15 protein-coding genes are annotated in these 19,606 nt (G+C 41.7%); 2 read left to right on the forward strand and 13 right to left on the reverse strand.

What is annotated here, in order from left to right:
- The first annotated feature begins 68 nt into the window (after window positions 1-68).
- Window positions 69-1,448 (forward strand): glycoside hydrolase family 1 protein, encoded by a 1,380-nt coding sequence (locus tag GEZ89_RS05525; RefSeq protein WP_153225270.1) that lies wholly within the window; start codon window positions 69-71, stop codon window positions 1,446-1,448.
- An 83-nt stretch (window positions 1,449-1,531) separates the two neighbouring features.
- On the opposite strand, the gene GEZ89_RS05530 is transcribed toward GEZ89_RS05525, so the two are convergent.
- From GEZ89_RS05530 to GEZ89_RS05590, 13 genes are all read right to left on the reverse strand, one after another.
- Window positions 1,532-2,206, reverse strand: coding sequence for a rhomboid family intramembrane serine protease (locus tag GEZ89_RS05530; protein WP_153225271.1), 675 nt, complete (start codon window positions 2,204-2,206; stop codon window positions 1,532-1,534).
- Entirely contained in the window at window positions 2,190-2,729 is a 540-nt protein-coding gene (locus tag GEZ89_RS05535; protein ID WP_153225272.1) for a 5-formyltetrahydrofolate cyclo-ligase, read from the reverse strand. Before GEZ89_RS05535 ends, GEZ89_RS05530 begins: the two co-directional genes overlap by 17 nt.
- 3 nt (window positions 2,730-2,732) lie before the next feature.
- Window positions 2,733-3,863: an N-acetyldiaminopimelate deacetylase gene (locus GEZ89_RS05540; RefSeq protein ID WP_153225273.1), complete on the reverse strand. Its 1,131-nt coding sequence runs from the start codon at window positions 3,861-3,863 to the stop codon at window positions 2,733-2,735.
- Between the two features lie 61 nt (window positions 3,864-3,924).
- Complete coding sequence (dapD, locus tag GEZ89_RS05545; protein ID WP_153225274.1) at window positions 3,925-4,623, reverse strand: 2,3,4,5-tetrahydropyridine-2,6-dicarboxylate N-acetyltransferase; 699 nt, start codon at window positions 4,621-4,623, stop codon at window positions 3,925-3,927.
- An 84-nt stretch (window positions 4,624-4,707) separates the two neighbouring features.
- Window positions 4,708-5,619 (reverse strand): DMT family transporter, encoded by a 912-nt coding sequence (locus GEZ89_RS05550; RefSeq protein WP_153225275.1) that lies wholly within the window; start codon window positions 5,617-5,619, stop codon window positions 4,708-4,710.
- Window positions 5,620-5,716: 97 nt separating this feature from the next.
- A complete protein-coding gene (gene pbp1b / locus GEZ89_RS05555) occupies window positions 5,717-8,212 on the reverse strand; it encodes a penicillin-binding protein PBP1B (RefSeq protein WP_153225276.1) in 2,496 nt (831 codons plus the stop codon).
- Between the two features lie 147 nt (window positions 8,213-8,359).
- Window positions 8,360-9,259 (reverse strand): UTP--glucose-1-phosphate uridylyltransferase GalU, encoded by a 900-nt coding sequence (gene galU, locus GEZ89_RS05560; RefSeq protein ID WP_153225277.1) that lies wholly within the window; start codon window positions 9,257-9,259, stop codon window positions 8,360-8,362.
- A 21-nt stretch (window positions 9,260-9,280) separates the two neighbouring features.
- The gene (locus tag GEZ89_RS05565; RefSeq protein ID WP_153225278.1) at window positions 9,281-10,297 is read right to left on the reverse strand and encodes an NAD(P)H-dependent glycerol-3-phosphate dehydrogenase; all 1,017 of its coding nucleotides are present in this window, start codon (window positions 10,295-10,297) and stop codon (window positions 9,281-9,283) included.
- A 190-nt stretch (window positions 10,298-10,487) separates the two neighbouring features.
- The gene (locus GEZ89_RS05570) at window positions 10,488-12,146 is read right to left on the reverse strand and encodes an ABC transporter permease (protein WP_153225279.1); all 1,659 of its coding nucleotides are present in this window, start codon (window positions 12,144-12,146) and stop codon (window positions 10,488-10,490) included.
- Window positions 12,136-13,227, reverse strand: coding sequence for an ABC transporter ATP-binding protein (locus tag GEZ89_RS05575; RefSeq protein WP_049549609.1), 1,092 nt, complete (start codon window positions 13,225-13,227; stop codon window positions 12,136-12,138). The genes GEZ89_RS05570 and GEZ89_RS05575 overlap by 11 nt, the downstream gene beginning before the upstream one ends.
- A gap of 12 nt (window positions 13,228-13,239) precedes the next feature.
- Window positions 13,240-14,286 carry an ABC transporter substrate-binding protein gene (locus GEZ89_RS05580; RefSeq protein ID WP_049549610.1) on the reverse strand — a complete coding sequence of 349 codons (1,047 nt, stop codon included), beginning with the start codon at window positions 14,284-14,286 and terminating at the stop codon, window positions 13,240-13,242.
- Between the two features lie 113 nt (window positions 14,287-14,399).
- Window positions 14,400-15,170, reverse strand: a complete 771-nt coding sequence (locus tag GEZ89_RS05585; protein WP_153225280.1) for a response regulator transcription factor — start codon at window positions 15,168-15,170, stop codon at window positions 14,400-14,402.
- Complete coding sequence (locus GEZ89_RS05590) at window positions 15,163-16,812, reverse strand: sensor histidine kinase (RefSeq protein ID WP_153225281.1); 1,650 nt, start codon at window positions 16,810-16,812, stop codon at window positions 15,163-15,165. The genes GEZ89_RS05585 and GEZ89_RS05590 overlap by 8 nt, the downstream gene beginning before the upstream one ends.
- Before the next feature lie 149 nt (window positions 16,813-16,961).
- On the opposite strand from GEZ89_RS05590, the gene leuS reads away from it, so the two are divergent.
- On the forward strand, window positions 16,962-19,463 hold the full coding sequence (gene leuS / locus GEZ89_RS05595; protein ID WP_153225282.1) for a leucine--tRNA ligase: 2,502 nt from the start codon (window positions 16,962-16,964) through the stop codon (window positions 19,461-19,463).
- Window positions 19,464-19,606: the final 143 nt, after the last annotated feature.

Genomic DNA, 19,606 nt, shown 5'->3' on the forward strand with positions numbered 1-19,606 from the left:
ACGTTGACGCGGTTTGAATTTGATTTTCGAAGAGTATAAACATTAAAAGCGTAAAAAGAGGTAGTACTATGCTAAAATTTCCAAAGGATTTTGTCTGGGGTTCCTCAACTTCTGGACCACAGACAGAAGGGCGAGTGCCTGGTGACGGCAAGGGAGATAATCTCTGGGATTATTGGTACCAAGTAGAGCCAAACCGTTACTACAATGGTATTGGACCAGACAAAACGTCGACCTTCTATGAAAACTGGGAAAAGGATATCGAACTCTTGTTAGAAACTGGCCACACAGCCTTTCGAACTTCTATCCAGTGGTCTCGTATTTTCCCACAGGGTCGTGGAGAAGTCAATCCTCAAGGTGTGGCTTTCTATCGTCATGTCTTTGAAGCTATTAAGGCTAAGGGAATTCGTCTTTTAGTCAATCTCTATCACTTTGACCTGCCTTTTGCCCTTCAAGAAGATGGGGATGGTTGGGAAAATAAGGCAACCATCAAGGCCTATGAAGACTATGCTCGTTTCTGTTTTGAAACTTATGGAGACTTGGTTGACCAGTGGATTACCTTCAATGAGCCTATCGTTCCTGTAGAGTTCGGCTATTTCTATGATGCCCATTACCCTCATAAGGTAGATGCCAAAGCAGCGGTTAAGGTTGCCTATCATACCCAGCTAGCTAGCACTCTTGCGGTCAAAGCCTGCCATGAGGTCTTGTCAGGTTCTAAGATTGGGATCGTCCTCAACTTGACACCAGCCTATCCACGTAGCCAGCATCCTGCCGATGTCAAGGCTGCTCGTATTGCCGACCTCTTTCAGGCACAATCTTTCCTAGATCCGTCTGTTTTAGGAGCTTATCCAGAAGAGCTGGTGGAAATTTTGGCTGAGCATGACTTGTTACCAGAATACACAGCCGAAGAGTTGGAACTCATTCGCGAGCATACGGTTGACTTCCTAGGAGTCAACTACTACCAACCTTTGCGTGTCATGGCGCCGCGTTTTGCTAAGCATCCTGACAGCCCACTCTTGCCAGAGCATTTCTATGAACCTTACGTCATGCCTGGTCGTAAGATCAATCCGCACCGTGGTTGGGAAATCTACGAGCAAGGGATTTATGACATTGCCCAAAACATCAAGGAAAACTACGGTAATATTGAGTGGATGCTGACAGAGAATGGTATGGGCGTTGAAGGTGAAGACAAATTCCGTGAAAATGGAATGATTCAGGACGACTACCGTATCGACTTTGTCAAAGGTCACCTTCGTGAACTTCATCGTGCTATCGAAGACGGTGCCAACTGTAAAGGCTACTTGATCTGGACCTTTATCGATTGCTGGTCATGGCTCAACAGCTACAAAAATCGCTATGGTTTGGTTGAACTTGACCTTGAAACACAAGAACGTCGCCTGAAAAAATCAGGCCACTGGTTCAAAGAACTCAGTGACAATAATGGATTTTAAGAGTAAAATAACCAATTAGATTAAGAAAAAACCATTGGAAATGAACTTCTCAATTTGAGAGCTTCCAATGGTTTTTCTTGTTCTTATAATAGTCCAATAAAGAGTAGTAGAGCTGATAAACCAATAAAGGCTAGCGTTGCTATACCACGTTGCCCCAAACTATAAATCTTTCTTTCGCCTCGAACTGGGAAGACGATAGCTAGTAATGCGCCACCGACAGCTCCACCTACGTGTCCAGTAAGGCTGATACCAGGTATTAAAACACTACCTACTAGGTTGATGACCAAGAGGGAGAGGTAAGATTGACCGAGCTGTTGAAGATAGGGGTTGCGTGAGGCATAACGAAGAACGACAATAGAAGCGAACATGCCATAGAGGGCAGTTGAAGCACCCGCGGTAATAGCATTGGGACTAAAAACTAGGACAAAGAGATTCCCCATCATACCTGACAGAAGGTAGATAAAGAAAAACTGTTTAGAGCCAAAGATTTGTTCCATCTGACGTCCCAAGAAGTAAAGGGATAGCATATTGACTAAAAAGTGCTCCAAGCCAATGTGAACAAAGGTTGCTGAGAATATGCGCCAGATTTGTTCAGGCATGGCCTTGATTGCTGGGGGATAAACAGCTCCGAATTTATACAAGGTGGCTGCGCTTGTGTAATTGAAACCACTGGTTAGAAACATGAGTATAAAAACTAGGCTTGTCACGAGGAGAAAGAAGCTCGTGACAGGATAACGACGATCAAAAATCTCTTTCATAGATGAGTACCTCCTCAACTGGAATATCGTAGTGATCAGGTTGGAAATCCTGAATCTGGCATGGATAAAGCGTACTAATGGTATGGCCTGGGAAATGCTCCAAGTAGCGGTCGTAATAGCCTCCTCCGTAGCCAACCCGATAGCCAGAAGGATTGAAAGCCAAACCAGGAACATGAATCAAGTCAATCAGAGAGGGTTCAATGATTGAGAAGTTTCCTTTGGGTTCAAGAAGTCCAAACGAATTTCGTTCGAGTTTCTCTGGTTCATATAGAACAAAGTCCATTTTCCCATGTGGATAAGTTTTGGGAATGAGAATCGTCTTTCTATCTTTCTGAGCTTGTTCAATGAGTCTAGCTGTCTGAAATTCATGGGGAAAAGACAGGTAAGTGGCGACAGTCTTTGCTTCCTTATAAAAAGGATGTTGAAAAAACTGATCTGTGAGCCAATCATTTATGCTCTGCTTTTCTTCTTTGGATAGAGACTTGAGTTCTTGCAAGACCTGCTTGCGTAAGCTTTTTTTCATAGTTTACTCCGCAGCTTTCTTGGCTAAAAAGCTTGATACAGCCTCGACACCGATTGCCAGAGCTTCTTCTCTAGGACTCATCTTTGGATGGTGAAGAGCATAAGGACTATCAATACCTAGCCAGAACATGACACCAGGAACCTTGGAGAGAAGATAACCAAAGTCTTCTCCTGTCATGGCAGGGTCAATATCAATCAGTTCAATGCCCTCTTTTTCATCAAAGAAGGTCATCAATTCACAGGCTAGTTCAGGGTTGTTTTCGACTGGTAAATAACCTCCCTGCTTGAGTTCAACTTCCACATCCATATCAAAAGCAGCTGCGACACCTTCAGCGATAACTTTGACACGTTTTTGAACCAAGAGGCTCATGCTGTGTGTGAGAGCTCGAATGGTTCCATGCAAGAAAGCTGTATCAGCTATGACATTATTGGTTGTACCAGCTTGAAAAACACCGAAAGTGACAACAGCTCCCTCGATAGGATCGACATTACGGCTGACGACTGACTGGACTTGGGTCACAAAATAGCTAGCTGCAACCAGAGCGTCGTTGGATTCATGTGGAAAGGCAGCGTGTCCGCCTTTACCCTTAAAGCGAATCTTAACTTCACATGTTCCAGCAAAGAGTGTATGGGTATTGGTCGCAATTTGTCCAACTTTTAAGTCGGGGCGAACATGAAGTCCATAGAATTGGTCAGGCAACCAGTCGCCAAAAGCATCATCTTCATACATGAGCATACCGCCTGCCTCATTTTCTTCCGCAGGTTGAAAGAGAAAGAGGAGATTGTTTTTAGGTTGCTTTTCTAGAGCACGTTCGAGACTTCCAAGTGCAATGGTCATATGAAAATCGTGTCCACAAGCATGCATGCGATCTGGGTGTTGAGAGGCAAAAGGAAGACCTGTTTGTTCAACGATTGGGAGTCCATCAATATCTGTCCGCCAACCAATGGTACCTTCTGGCTGACTTCCCTGCAAGTAAACTAAAATACCCGTTCGCCAAGTACGAATCTGAACAAAATCCTTACCAGCTGTTAATTTCTCAATAACATTGAGTAAATAAGCATGAGTCTTGAATTCTTCTAAACCAATCTCAGGAATTTGGTGAAGATCGCGTCGAGTTTGAATCAAATCTAACATAGTTAATTTCCTTCTATTGATACGAGAAAGAGGCTGGAAAAGTTTCCGCCTCTGTTACTAATTACAAGGTGCGAAGCGCATCTTCTAGCGCTGTTTTTTGTTGGGTTTGGCTATCGATTTCCTTGATAACACGAGCTGGGACACCAGCTACCACAACATTTTCTGGAACATCTTGAGTGACGATTGCTCCTGCTGCAACAACAGAACCGCTACCGATTTGAACACCTTCGATAACCACAGCGTTAGCACCGATGAGAACATTGTCACCGACACGAACAGGCTCAGCACTAGCTGGCTCGATAACGCCTGCAAGAACAGCACCTGCACCAACGTGGCTATTTTTACCGACAATAGCGCGTCCGCCCAGAATAGCTCCCATATCAATCATAGTGCCAGCACCGATTTCAGCACCGATATTGATAACAGCTCCCATCATGATAACAGCATTGTCACCAATCTCAACCTGGTCACGGATGATAGCGCCTGGCTCGATACGAGCATTGATATCACGTTTATCAAGGAGAGGTACAGCAGAGTTGCGAGCGTCTTGCTCAACAACATAGTCTTTATTTTCTATCAAACCATCGAGAAGCGGAGCAACATCTTTCCAGTCTCCAAATAGGACATTCCCTAGTTTGACAACAGAGCTAGGTACAGCAGTTGCAAGTTCTCCCTCAAAGGTCACTTTCACACTAGTCTTTTTCTCAGCATTTGCGATAAATTGGATAATTTCTTGTGCATTCATTTTTGTAGCAGTCATAGGTGTCTCCTCACTCTTTGTAATGCTTACTATTCTACCAAAAAAGGCTTCAATTTTGAAGCCTTAAGTGTTAAAAGAAGGTGTTTAATTCTTGGATTTTGATTCTTCGATGGACAAGAAAATCATAGGAACGATAATCAAAATCATGGCTAGTACCAAGAAACCATCCATAACCATGCCAAGGAAAAGAACGCTTAGAATAGCAGAGGATAGCGGTTCGCTTGCGCTGACGACTGACACCACCAAGGGAGAAACGAGAGAGACAGCCTTCATGGATAGGAAAAAGGCAAAGGCTGTTCCCAGAAAGGCAATGGTCAAACAAATACAGATACTGATGGCATCAACCTGGAAGCTAATCTTATAAACAGGGTAGAGAAAATTACTAAAAAGTCCAGCGATAATCATTCCCCAACCAACAGTTGGCACAAAACCGTATTTTTTAGCGAAACGTTGGGGTAAGATGACATTGAACATGACGCCTAAGGCACTGAGAAGACCTGTCAGTAAAGCAAGTGGTGTGATAGATAATTTGGATAGATCTCCTTTGGTAGCCATCAAAAAGACTCCAATCATAGCAGTCAAAACATAGAAAATTGCTTTTTTAGAAGCTTTTTTCTTGTAGATGATGCGATTATATAGAAGTATAAAGACAGGACTGATAAATTGGAGGATGGTGGCAGTGGTAGCGTTGGAATACTCGACACAGAGATAGAAGAAAAACTGAACAGAAAAAATCCCTAAGATGGCATAGGCCAGAAAAGGCAGGTAATTGTTTCGATTTTTCCAGATCTCGAAGAGTTGGGACTGGAGTTTAAGACTAGATAAGACGATTACGAAACCACCTGCGACGAGTAGACGCATAGAAGTAATCCACCCTGAAGATACTTGATAATGTGAAAAAAAGTACTCTCCTAAGATTCCACAGATCCCCCAGATCAAGCCAGATAGGAGAGAATAAATGGTTCCCTTAAAAATATTCTTTTGATATTTATTCATGTTGCTATTGTACCATGAAATGAAAAAAGAAAAAAGAGAGTGGAGAAAAATCATTTCTTTCAGAAATTTTCTTTCCCACTCTCAATGATTGTGCTAGTTAGCGCTGTTGATTGCTGCTTCTATTATTGGAACTAGAGCTACTGCTCCCGTTACTATTAGAAGTATTATTACGATTATTATTGTTATTGTTACTACTATTGCTATTGTTCGATGAGGAAGAAGATGCTTTAGGCAGACTTCCTAAAATGGTGTTCCAAGCATTTTGGTAGTCTGCATCGCTTCCACCAATAGCGAATTTATAAGTGGTAGTCGGAGCACCATTTTGGTTAGCCCAGTAACTTGTTACCATTTCACCAGTCACATTAATCTCTTTACCATTGATAGTAACCTTACCTGGTTTTTGACCAGTTGATTTGAGGACTTGTGATGAAGTGACACTTGAATCGAGTTTGAAACGTTCTGAACCCCAAGAAGAAGGGGCTGCTTGTTGAATGGCATTTACCAGATGAGCCATATATTTTGCATTACGGTAGTGTCCTGCACCTTTACCAAGTGGTCGGTTATCATCGTGACCAAGCCAACCACCAAGGGTTAATCTTGGAGTTGAAAGCATGAGCCACATATCGCCATCTTCATTGGTCGTACCAGTTTTACCAATCCAGTCAGCACCCGCTAAACTTGGGTTGATAGTGGCAAGATCGCTCTGGAAGCTTGAAGTCACTTGGGAAGAAATAACATCTCTTAGTAAGTTCTGCATAATGGTTGCAGTTGCTTTAGAGTAGACTTGTACAGGTTCATCTTTGTGCTCATAGATAACCTCGCCGCTGGTTTTTTCGATTTTCGAAATCATGTATTTTTTATGGTAAACACCATTGTTAGCCAAGGTTTGGTAGCCATTTGTATGTTGGGCTACAGTGACATCGATTCCTCCCCCCATAGGAAGACTTTCGATGCCGTATTCTGGGATCTCGTAGCCCATTTTTTCCATGTAAGAGCGGACATCAACTCCTTTTTGAAGAAGTAACTGATAGGTCCAGTAGGCTGGGATATTCCAAGAGTAATTCAGAGCTTCTTTCAGACTCATCATGGCAGTACCAGAACTATTGACATACATAATCGGATTTCCGTTAGAGAAGTTAGTTGGATAGTTAGATAAGACGCTTGCACTTCCCATAAAACCTTGGTCAATCGCAATACTGTAGGCTAGGATTGGTTTAGTAGTTGAAGCAGGAGACCGTTTAGTGTTAAAGGCGTGGTTGTTTTGATTACTTTGGTAATCACGACCACCGACAAATCCTAAAATGGCGCCTGTTTGGTTATCCATCAAGACATTTCCGACTTCTGGTTGACCAGTATCATCATCGACAAGGTAGCCATAGTTTGCAACTGCACCTTGCATGGCTGTATGGATAGCTTTATCAATTGTAGTTGTGATACGGTAACCACCATTTTGAATCTCTTTTTCAGCCAATTCATGATAAGATTTTTGGATAGATTCGTTCTTTAGTTCTGGTGCAGGGACGTTATCTTTTTTGATTAGATAATCATACATGAGGTTGGTGGCTTCATCGAGGGCAGAGAAGTAGAGGAAACCTTTAGCAGTTACGTTGACATTTTCTGCTGGCAAGAAGTCTTTCTTAATATCGTACGCTTTATAGGTTTCATAATCTTCTTGGCTAAGGACTCCAGTTCTGTACATATTGTAGAGAACATCTTTTGAGCGCTTGATTCCAAGTTCAATATCTTCTTCGCTCTTCATCTCACCAGTAGACTCATAAGGTGAGTAGGAAATAGGGCTTTGTGGTAAACCTGCTAGGAAAGCTGCTTGAGGAATGGTTAGTTTGCTAGCATCCACTCCGAAAATCCCAGTTGCAGCCTGCTGAGCACCTGCGATATTTTGCCCCTTGTTATTGCGACCAAAAGGTGCAACATTTAGATAGGTAGTCAGGATTTCATCCTTATTCATAGCACGTTCTAGGGCTAGAGCATCTACGATTTCACTAGCTTTACGAGCAAGCGTAGGAGCATCACCAACTACTTGTTGTTTGATGAGCTGTTGTGTTAGGGTAGAACCACCACTCGAAGAACCAAGGCCGATAAAGTTTCCTAGACTGGCACGAATGACAGCTTTAGGAACGACACCATTGTGCTCTGCAAAGTGTTCGTCCTCGGTTGCAACGATAGCTTGCTTGAGATTCTCTGAGATGGCATCGGATGCGACAGATGTTCGCAAAAGATCGCTCTCGATAGCCCCAATCATGGAACCATCTGCATAGCGAATCTCAGAAATAGATGAAATATTGTTGACCTGTTTAACCAAATCCTCCGTTTGAGGGACACTAACTTGATCAAAGAGAGAAACAGCATACCCCAAAACAACCCCAGTCCCGAGGAGGCCGCCAATAAAAGCTAGGATGAAAAGTGTGTTAAAAGTTGCTTTTATCCCAAGTAAAATCTTGGCCCCAATAGTCCAAATGGTTAGTTTTGTTTTGACTTTCTTATTTTTATCTGGATTTTTTTTGGAAGTTGTTAATTTTAGAGACCGAAGTAAGGCCAGTCCTTTTTGTTTGATTCTTGTTACATGTTTGTTCATAGAATTCCTCACTCTTTATTATTATACCATAAAAGCATCTCTTGCAAGAAATTAGGCTTAGAATGGGGGTTAGATAGGGATTGGTTCTTGGGATTTAGACATCAAAAAAGCCAGATTTAAACTAAATCTGACTGTTTGGTAAATTGTTTATTTGTCTCCTGAAAGTTCTTTTCCAAGATCAATCAAGTAGTCCTTCAAGTGCTCTTTGACTTGTGGATGTTTGAGAGCGTATTCAATGGAAGTCTTCATAAATCCAAACTTATCTCCAACATCGTAACGTGAGCCTTTAAACTCGCGAGCAAATACTCGTTGGGTTTTGTTGAGGGTATCGATAGCATCTGTTAGCTGGATTTCATTTCCTGCTCCTGGTGTTTGATTTTCAAGAATACCGAAAATCTCAGGTGTGAGGAGGTAACGGCCAATAATGGCTAGATCACTTGGTGCATCTTCAGGTGCTGGCTTTTCAACGAAGGTTTCAACACTGTAAAGACCGTCATTTCCTTCTCCTTGAGGAGCGATAACACCGTATGAAGAAACTTCTTCGTGTGGGACAGGCATGACAGCGATAGTAGAAGCGTGAGTCTTCTCATAATCATTCATGAGCTGTTTGGTCAATGGCACAGCTTTGTCATCAGTGATATCCATGAGATCATCTCCAAGCATAACCACAAAGGGTTCGTTTCCAACGAAAGCCTTGGCTTGTAAGACGGCATCTCCGAGTCCACGTGGGTGTGTTTGACGGATGAAGTGAAGGCGCATACCAGTTGTTTCATCAACTAGTTTCAAAAGGTCGGTTTTTCCTTTTTCCTTGAGGTTATATTCTAACTCGAAGTTTGAGTCGAAATGGTCTTCGATAGAACGTTTTGACTTTCCTGTTACGACAAGAATGTCCTCAATTCCAGACTTGAGAGCTTCTTCAACGATAAACTGGATGGTTGGTTTATCCACGATTGGCAACATTTCTTTGGCCAAAGCTTTAGTTGCAGGTAGGAAACGAGTTCCAAGTCCCGCAGCAGGGATAACGGCTTTTCTAACTTTTTGCTTCATGAGCTTCCTTTCTAACGGTGACTAAGACCACTCGTTCTCTGCCTTGAACTCATTGCTCATGAGTTCAGAAACGGCATCCTTAATATTAACATTTTCATAAATAACTTGGTAAATGGCTTGGGTGATTGGCATATAAACTCCGAGTTCTTGCGCCAATTCGTAAGCAGCTTTGGTTGTTGAAATTCCTTCAATGACCATTCCCATATTTGCTTCGATATCTGCCAAGGCTTCGCCACGCCCAAGAGCATCTCCTGCACGCCAGTTACGTGAGTGGACAGAAGTTCCGGTAACGATTAAATCTCCAACTCCAGAAAGTCCACTGTAAGTTAATGGATTTGCTCCAAGTTTAACTCCCAGACGGGTAATTTCTGCCAGCCCGCGCGTGATAATAGCAGCTTTTGCATTATCACCAAATCCAAGTCCATGGAGGGCACCTGCACCAACAGCGATGATATTTTTAAGAGCACCAGCTGTTTCCACTCCGATAACATCCGTATTGGTATAAAGACGGAAGTAGTGGTTGCTAAAGAGTTTTTGGACATATTGAGCAGTTTGTAAATCCTTAGATGCGGCAGTAATCAAGGTGATGTCACGTACAATCGTTTCTTCCGCATGGCTAGGACCAGATACAACCACAATTTCACTACGCAACTCTTCAGGGATTTCTTCTTCTAGAATGGTTGAAAGGCGTTTGTGGCTATTGGGTTCGAGGCCTTTTGAAGCATGCATGATCACCACTTTATGATCCAAAACAGCAGCCACTTGTTGAGCCACCAATCTAGTTACCTTGGTTGGTACCACAAATAAGACGGCATCAACCCCCTTCAAGGTTTCTGCCAAATCATGATAGGCAACAATTTTTTCGTCTAATACAGTATCCTTAAAATAGCGTTTGTTAGTATGTTGTGTATTAATTTCATCAATTTGATCAGGAATATTTCCCCAGATACGCACTTGGTGTCCGTTGTCATTTAGAACTTGTGACAGCGCAGTACCCCAAGAACCAGGCCCTAAAACAGCGATGGTTTGTTTGTCCATATTTCCCTCCTTCTGAGAAAGCACTTTCTTATATTCTACCATAAAAAGCCCTATCATGCATCTATATAACTAGCTAAGATATGTCCTATTGATAGGAATCTGTATTTATCGAAGGTGATGATTCGAGAAAATCAAAAGTAGAGATATAAAAAAACAGCCAGGGGGAATTGGCTGTTTTAGTAGGAAAAAACTAGAGCGTAATGCTGTTATTTTTAGAAATTTTCATAAATAGTAACAAGGAAGTAACTGTTAAGATAGTGAGAATAGTAGACAAGGCTGCTGCCACACCATAATTCCCACGAAGTACTTCAGTGTAAATAGCTACGGTCATTGTTCTAGTTTTAACGTTATATAAGAGAATGGAAGTAGATAGTTCCGAAATCATTGTTACCCATGAAAGGATTGCCCCTGAGATAATCCCTGAAAGCATCATTGGGGTTGTGATTTTAGTAAAGGTATTGAGACGGCTACTTCCCAAGCTTTCTGCTGCTTCTTCGATACTAGGAGCAATCTGTTGCAAACTAGCAACTGAAGAACGAATGGTATAAGGAAGTCTTCTGATAGATAAGGACATAATCAAGATGAAGGCTGTTCCAGTAATCATCAGGAAACCACTTCCGAAGAGGCCTGTATTGAATGAAGAGATAAAGGCAATACCGAGTACAGTTCCTGGTACGATATAAGGTACCATACTAAGACTATCGATTAAGTTGGTAAATAGGTTACGTTTGCGAACTGCAAGATAGGAGATGAAGGTCGCAAAGACAACAACTAGAACCAAGGCAAGGAGAGGGATACGAATGGTATTAAAAATAGCAGATCCCATACGGCTAAAGGCAGTCTTATAGCTGTTTAGTGAATATCCTTTGACGAAAACCATACCAGATGTTTTTAGGAAGGATGTATAAATCAAGTAAACTTGAGGCAAAACAGAGAATAAGATAATGCCATAAACTGTCACATAAATAGCAGCCATCTTCCCTTTTGTCGTTTTCTTAGGTTCAATTGGATGAAGCGAGTTCATACTGAAACTGTAGCGATTTGAAACGTACTTTTGGATGAGGAAGATAACTAGGGCGATTGTAATCGCCATAATTGCTAGGGCTGATGCAAAGGCAGAGTTGCCTCCTACCTCACTGATAAACTGTGTATAGATCAAGACTGGGAAGGTACGATATCCCTCACCAATCAACATCGGAGTACCAAAGTCCGAGAAGGCTCTCATAAAGACGAGGAGTGCAGCTGCTAGTAAGGTTGGAACCAAGAGAGGTAAAACGACTGTTACAATTCGATTTAGACCGAAAGATCCCATGCTTTCAGCAGCTTCCAAGAGGGAGTTGTCGATACTCTTCATAGTCCCAGCTACGTAAAGAAAGACGAGAGGGAAGAGTTGAAGTGTGAAGACAAGCACAATACCTTTGAAACCGTAGATGTCAAGACCTGGCAAGTGAAGTGTGTTGGTTAGAAACTTTGTGATAACCCCGTTTCTTCCTAGCAATAGAATCCAAGAATAGGCACCTACAAAGGGAGCTGACATGGATGCGATGATGATTAAAATCTGTAAAAATTTCTTTCCCTTGAAGTCATACATTGAAAAAAGATAAGCTAGCAAGGTACCCACAACAACAGAAGTAACGGTGGCAGTTACAGAAACCTTGAAACTGTTGATAAGGGTTTCAGAATAGTAAGACTTGCTAAAGAAAGTAACAAAATTTTCTAAAGAGAAATGACCTTCATGTACCAGTGCCTGTTTTAATACCGTAACAATTGGATAGACCAGAAAAACAAGATAAGTAAGGAAGATGAAGAAGGAAGACGCAGTCCAGATATTTAGTTTTTTACGCTCCATGGCTGACTCCTTTTATGAGATTGCGCGAACCATCTTCAGAGAAGACATTGAGTTTTTGAGTATTGATACGCAAACGAACGCGATCTCCTTTTTTCAAATCTTCTTCAAATGTAGATTCTTCACTTACCTGAAGTTTTGAAGCAAATCCTGTCTCAATGAAGTATTCGGTATTAAGTCCAAGATAGACACTGTCAGTAATTGTTCCATCGATTGGTCCGTTTTCGTCACGGATAAATTCTTCGGGACGAATGCTGACATGAATAGCTTGTTCTTCCACCTGGTCTAGTGCTGGCATACGAAGAGAATAACCATCTTCAAAGACGATGTAAGCTCCGTCAGCTTGCTTTTCCAAACGAGCAGGGATTATATTTGTTCTACCAATAAATGTTGCGACAAATTCATTTGCTGGTTTGTGGTAGAGCTCTTTTGGACGACCAATTTGTTGAATAACACCGTCTTTCATAACAGCAATTTGGTCAGAAATGGCCATAGCTTCTTCTTGGTCGTGAGTTACGTAGACAGTGGTAATTCCAACTTCGTGTTGAATTTCGCGAATAGCCTGACGCATATCCAAGCGAAGTTTGGCATCTAGGTTACTGAGGGGTTCGTCCATGAGGAGAACGTTAGGATTAACAGCCAAGGCACGTGCTAGGGCAACCCGTTGTTGCTGGCCACCACTAAGTTTATCTGGTTTACGATCAGCATACTGGGCAATCTGCATCAACTCAAGGTATTTATTTGTTTGTTCGATGAGTTCATCTTTTGGAACTTTCTTTTGCTTGAGCCCGAATGCAACGTTATCACGCACTGTCAAATGTGGGAAAATTGCATAGTTTTGGAAAACCATCCCAATGTTTCGCTTGCTAGGTTCCATGTTGTTGATTTTAGTATCGTCGAAGTAGAACTCTCCTCCTTCGATGCTATTGAAACCTGCAATCATACGAAGTAAGGTTGTTTTCCCACATCCTGAAGGCCCAAGGAGAGTGAAAAGGCTACCCTTAGGAATGGTCACGCTTAGATTTTCGATAACAGCTACATCGTGATAAATTTTCTTGGCATTGATAATCTTGATCTCACTCATAGTTAACCTCTTTTACTGTTTAGATTGGATATCTGTAAAGACTTCGTTGTATTTCTTCACGATATCTGATTTGTTTTTGATGACATAATCATAGTCTTCAGTTAGTGTTTTAATTTGTTCGATTGGTTTCATGTTTGCGCTAGTTTTAGCATTTTTACGAACTGGACGGTTAGTAGTTGTTGTACCAAGCGTGTCTTGGACTTCTTGAGAAATGATGAAGTCGATAAATTTCTTAGCGTTTTCCATATTTTTAGCGTTTTTAATGATGGCAGCGCTAGCAGGCAGGAAGACAGTACCTTCTTTTGGATAAACAACCTTGATGTTAGCTCCGTCGTTTAGAAGTTTCACTGCGGGGTCTTCGTAAGAAAGACCAACAGCCATTTCTCCATCTGCTACGGCCTTGTAAACGCCAGATGAACTTGAGCCGATTTTACCGTCAATCAAAGTAAAGAGATCTTTGACATAAGTCCAAGCTTTGTCGTCTGTATAGCCGCCCTCAGCTTGTAACATGTTTGTTAGTTGAGCAAAGGCGCTAGAAGAGTTGGCTGGGTCTGCAGTTGCGATTTTTCCTTTGAGTTCTGGTTTGATGAGATCGCTATAACCTTCAATATTCATCCCCTTAGTTAAGTCAGGGTTGACGATCAAAACACTACCATCCAATGTATAAGGAGTTGAGTAGCCAGTTGTATTTTGATATTCTTTGATTACATTATCGTTTTCCGTTGATACGTAATTTTCAAAAAGTTCCCCGTGGGTAGCATATTGGGTATAGGAACCACCAAAGATGATATCTGCCACAGGGGCTTCTTTTTCAGATTCTAGTTTTTTAAAGAGTTCACCTGTTCCTGCTTGAATGAGTTCAACCTTGATACCATACTTTTCTTCAAAAGCAGGAATAGTTGCTCCAATCAATCCTTCTGAGTTTGGGGAGTAGACTACTAGAGTATCGCTTCCTCCATTTTCAGTTGCCTTTTCTCCTGAAGCGTCGTCAGAAGAGCAGGCAGCAAGTCCCAAAATAGCAAGTCCACACGCAGCATAATACATCCATTTCTTTTTCATGATGGATACCTCCATAGTTTTGTTACCTCTATTGTAAAGCAATGAAAGCGCTTTTAAAACCTAAAATTCTATCCTAATGGGGTAAAATTCTCTACAAAAAAGAAGAATAGTATCTAAACTATTCTTCCAATGGATTTTAACTCTTTAGGAGAGATATGAAAGTATTTCTTAAAAACTTTCCCAAAATACTTATAGTCTGAGAAGCCGACTTCTTCAGCGATTTGACTAAGAGGGGAGTCAGGATGTTGACTCATCTTTTCAACGGCTTGTTTTAAACGATACTGAAGAATGTATTCGTTCAAGGTGATAGGGAAATCTTCTTTGATAACCTTGTAGAGATAACTTTCGCTATAGCCTAGATTCTCTGCAATGGTAGAAATGGTAAAGTGTAGGTAGTAGTGTTGGTGGACAAATTCGAGAATTTGTTGAATCAATTGGTTTTGAGGATTGATTTTTTGAAGGGAGGTAACAAAGGCTTGGTAGTCATGTAAAAATGGATTGGTTTGGTGTTGATCCATCTTGAGGCGCAAAGTTATTTTTTCTAAACACTCTGTTAATTCTACGACATTTATGGGTTTTGGGAGGAAGTCTACTGCTCCGAATTGCATGGCCTTTTTTGCGTTTTGGAAATCATTGTAACCAGAGAGGATCACTTTTTCATATGAGAGTGAACGAGTCGCTTCAAACATCATAAAAGCATCCATGATGGGCATGGTAATGTCTGTCAGGACGATGTGTGGTTTCTCTTTTTGAATTAACTCCATGCCTTCTTGTCCGTGACTTGCAGTTCCAACAACTTGAATACCTAAGGCTGAGTAGTCGACGGCAATTTCAAGCCATTTTCGGATCAGGTGTTCATCTTCGACAATGATTAGCTTAAACATGCGTTCTTCCTTTCGTAACAAATTTTACCCAGGTTTCCCCTTGCGGGTTCACTCCTAAATCCAATTCGACATTCTCAAAAAAGTTATTCAATCGTTTGTAACTATTGACAATACCGTGCTGTGTATGTGGGCTGTCCAAGGATTCTAAGATATGTAGGCGTTCTTGTTTGGTTAGACCACCAGCATTATCCTTAACGATAAAGGTCAGTGCTTCCTGCTCTTGAGTGATTTGGATAGAGATGGCAAGGTCGATACGATACTGTCTTCCGTATTTTAGAGCATTTTCCACAAGGGGTAATAAGAAAAGTTTCGGAATAGTTTGGGAATGTAGATTCTCAGAACAGTCAATCTGATAAGAAAAATGTTCAAATCGAATCTGATGGATTTTCAGATAAGCTTCTATAATTTCTAGGTCCTGCCCAAGAGTCGTTTCTTTTTCTAGTTCAGTTACACTATATCGCAGGATGCGCGTGAGATTTTGAATAAGTTCTTGAGTAATACTAGCATCAATCATACTCGTGATTTTAATGGTTTCCAAGGTATTGTAGAGGAAGTGAGGATTAAACTGAGCTTCCAGCATCTTTCTTTCAAAGATCCACTTTTCCTTCTCAATGGTCAACATCTTTTGATGGAGCTCATCCAACTCTTGGAGCATATCGGTTATTTTCTCAGCAATCAGTTCAAATTCGTCTCCTGTCTGGAGGATCAGCTTCTTGTCCTTTTTCTTAGGAATTTCCTGCAGTTGATAGACTAGACTTTCAATAGGGCCGGCATTGTGCGTCGCAATTTTATAAGCAATTCGTCTCGCCTGCCAGAAGTATAATAGAAAGATACAGAGTGTTAAGACAGAAGCAAGCCCTAGTAAACTCGGAATGGGAAAGAAAGATTGAAAGGTGTAGATTGAGAAAATCGGTTCAATTTTACGTTTTTCAATCAGAAGTGGATTTTCAACATACCAATGAGTTTTAGACTGGAGTAATTTTTCATCAAATTTTTCCAGAGTTGATTGAGTAAATTGATTGGTATTACTAGAGTAGATGTTTCCAAAAGTATCTGTAATGGCGTATTTTGAATTGATGAGAGGGATACTGGACACAAATTCATTTTCATTTACAAAAGAAATGCTATAAGCCTTAACTCGTTGATTTTGAACGATAGGCATAATGAAGAGTGCGTAATGTTGTTTATCTATTGACAAAGCAACCTTTTCTGTAATAGCTCCTTGAATCGGATTTTGAATTAATAATTTTAAATAATAAGGAGCTAAAATAGTTTCTTGATGGTTGCGATTGGTACTAAAGAGAAGTTCTCCTGTGTCGTCAAGGATGATAAAATCAGAACTGAGTTTCAGTTGAGCTTTTGTTTCATAAAATAGACTAAAGAGTTCTCGGTCAGTGTGTTTACCTTCTAAAAATTCTGGAACCATTTTTTGATTCATGGTCTCCAATAATTGATAGTTCGCTTGTTTCATGTTTCGAACATGTTGGACAATCTGTTGAGTGTCCTTGGTGAGTTGTTGCTTTTGAAGGAAATAGGAAAAACCAAATAGGAGAATGAGGAGTAAAAACGAGGTCGCCAAAGCAGCCAAAGAACTACGGTGAAGAATCTCTTTTTGGAGAGAATGTTTAAAAGAATGTGCCATAAATTACCTCTTACAAAGAGCATACTAAAGTAAGTATAGCAGTATTAAAAATGGAAGGCAAGGTGAAAAGAGAAAAGAGTTGAAAAGAAAGAGACGAATTCCCCCTAAAAATGGTATAATAGGAGCATCACGAAAATTGGAGAGACGCTATGAGTTTTTACAATCATAAAGAAATCGAGCCTAAGTGGCAAAAATACTGGGCTGACAATCACACTTTTAAGACAGGAACAGATGCTTCAAAACCTAAGTTTTATGCGCTTGATATGTTCCCTTACCCATCTGGAGCGGGTCTGCACGTAGGACACCCAGAAGGCTACACAGCGACTGATATCCTCAGCCGTTTCAAACGTGCGCAAGGTTACAATGTCCTTCACCCAATGGGCTGGGATGCCTTTGGTTTGCCTGCAGAGCAATACGCTATGGATACAGGGAATGACCCAGCGGAATTCACAGCAGAAAACATTGCCAACTTCAAACGCCAAATCAATGCGCTTGGATTCTCTTACGACTGGGATCGTGAAGTCAATACTACAGATCCAAACTACTACAAGTGGACGCAATGGATCTTCACTAAGCTTTACGAAAAAGGTTTGGCTTATGAAGCTGAAGTGCCAGTAAACTGGGTTGAAGAATTGGGAACAGCCATCGCCAACGAAGAAGTTCTTCCAGATGGCACATCTGAGCGTGGTGGTTATCCAGTTGTCCGCAAACCAATGCGCCAATGGATGCTTAAAATAACGGCCTATGCAGAGCGCTTGCTCAATGACTTAGATGAACTAGATTGGCCAGAGTCTATCAAGGACATGCAACGCAACTGGATTGGAAAATCAACTGGTGCCAATGTCACTTTCAAGGTGAAAGGAACTGACAAGGAATTCACCGTCTTTACGACACGTCCGGATACCCTTTTCGGAGCGACCTTCACTGTTTTGGCGCCTGAGCATGAACTAGTAGATGCTATCACAAGTCCAGAACAGGCCCAAGCTGTAGCGGACTACAAACACCAAGCCAGCCTCAAATCAGACTTGGCTCGTACAGACCTTGCCAAGGAAAAAACAGGAGTTTGGACTGGTGCTTATGCTATCAACCCTGTTAACGGTAAAGAAATTCCAATCTGGATTGCGGACTACGTTCTTGCTAGCTATGGTACAGGTGCGGTAATGGCTGTTCCAGCCCACGACCAACGTGACTGGGAATTTGCCAAACAATTTGACCTTCCAATCGTAGAAGTGTTGGAAGGTGGAAACGTTGAAGAAGCTGCCTACACAGAAGATGGCCTTCACGTCAACTCAGACTTCCTAGATGGACTGAACAAAGAAGAAGCGATTGCTAAAATCGTGTCTTGGTTGGAAGAGAAAGGTTGCGGTCAAGAGAAGGTTACCTACCGTCTCCGCGACTGGCTCTTTAGTCGTCAACGTTACTGGGGTGAGCCAATTCCAATTATTCATTGGGAAGATGGAACTTCAACAGCTGTTCCAGAAAGTGAACTCCCACTTGTCTTGCCAGTAACCAAGGACATCCGCCCTTCAGGTACTGGAGAAAGTCCACTAGCTAACTTGACAGACTGGCTTGAAGTGACTCGCGAAGATGGAGTCAAAGGCCGTCGCGAGACCAATACTATGCCACAATGGGCAGGTTCAAGCTGGTACTACCTCCGCTATATCGATCCACATAACACTGAGAAATTGGCTGATGAGGACCTTCTCAAACAATGGTTGCCAGTAGATATCTACGTGGGTGGTGCAGAACACGCTGTTCTCCACTTGCTTTACGCTCGTTTCTGGCACAAATTCCTCTATGATATCGGTGTTGTTCCAACCAAAGAACCTTTCCAAAAACTCTTTAACCAAGGAATGATTTTGGGAACAAGCTATCGTGACCACCGTGGAGCTCTCGTGGCAACTGACAAGGTTGAAAAACGAGACGGTTCCTTCTTCCATGTGGAAACTGGCGAAGAGTTGGAGCAAGCACCAGCCAAGATGTCTAAATCTCTCAAGAATGTGGTCAACCCAGACGATGTGGTGGAACAATACGGTGCTGATACCCTTCGTGTCTATGAAATGTTCATGGGACCACTTGACGCTTCCATCGCTTGGTCTGAAGAAGGCTTGGAAGGAAGCCGTAAGTTCCTTGATCGTGTTTACCGTTTGATTACAAGTAAAGAAATCATTGCGGAAAACAATGGCGCTCTTGACAAGGTATATAACGAAACTGTTAAAGCTGTCACTGAGCAAATCGAGTCTATGAAATTCAACACAGCCATTGCTCAGCTCATGGTCTTTGTCAATGCGGCGAACAAGGAAGATAAACTTTATGTAGATTACGCCAAAGGCTTTATCCAATTGATCGCTCCATTTGCGCCTCACTTGGCAGAAGAACTCTGGCAAACAGTCGCAGCAACAGGTGAGTCTATCTCTTACGTAGCTTGGCCAACATGGGACGAAAGCAAATTGGTTGAAGACGAAGTCGAAATCGTTGTCCAAATCAAAGGTAAAGTTCGCGCCAAACTCATGGTAGCTAAAGATTTGTCACGCGAAGAATTGCAAGACATTGCTCTCGCTGATGAAAAAGTCAAAGCAGAAATTGACGGTAAGGAAATCGTGAAAGTGATTGCGGTACCTAACAAACTCGTTAATATCGTTGTGAAATAACGAGTTTATTAGCCCTATCTGCCACCTTCAATAGTCCACTGGACTATTGAAGCCAACCAAACTTGTAAATATTGTTGTGAAATAAATTTAAAAGTCCTTCAGAGCTAAGTTCTGGAGGATTTTTTGTAGATTACCTGTGAGAT

It is taken from the genome of Streptococcus mitis, from assembly GCF_009496285.1.
In the GTDB taxonomy this organism is placed as follows: Bacteria; Bacillota; Bacilli; order Lactobacillales; family Streptococcaceae; genus Streptococcus; species Streptococcus mitis_BP.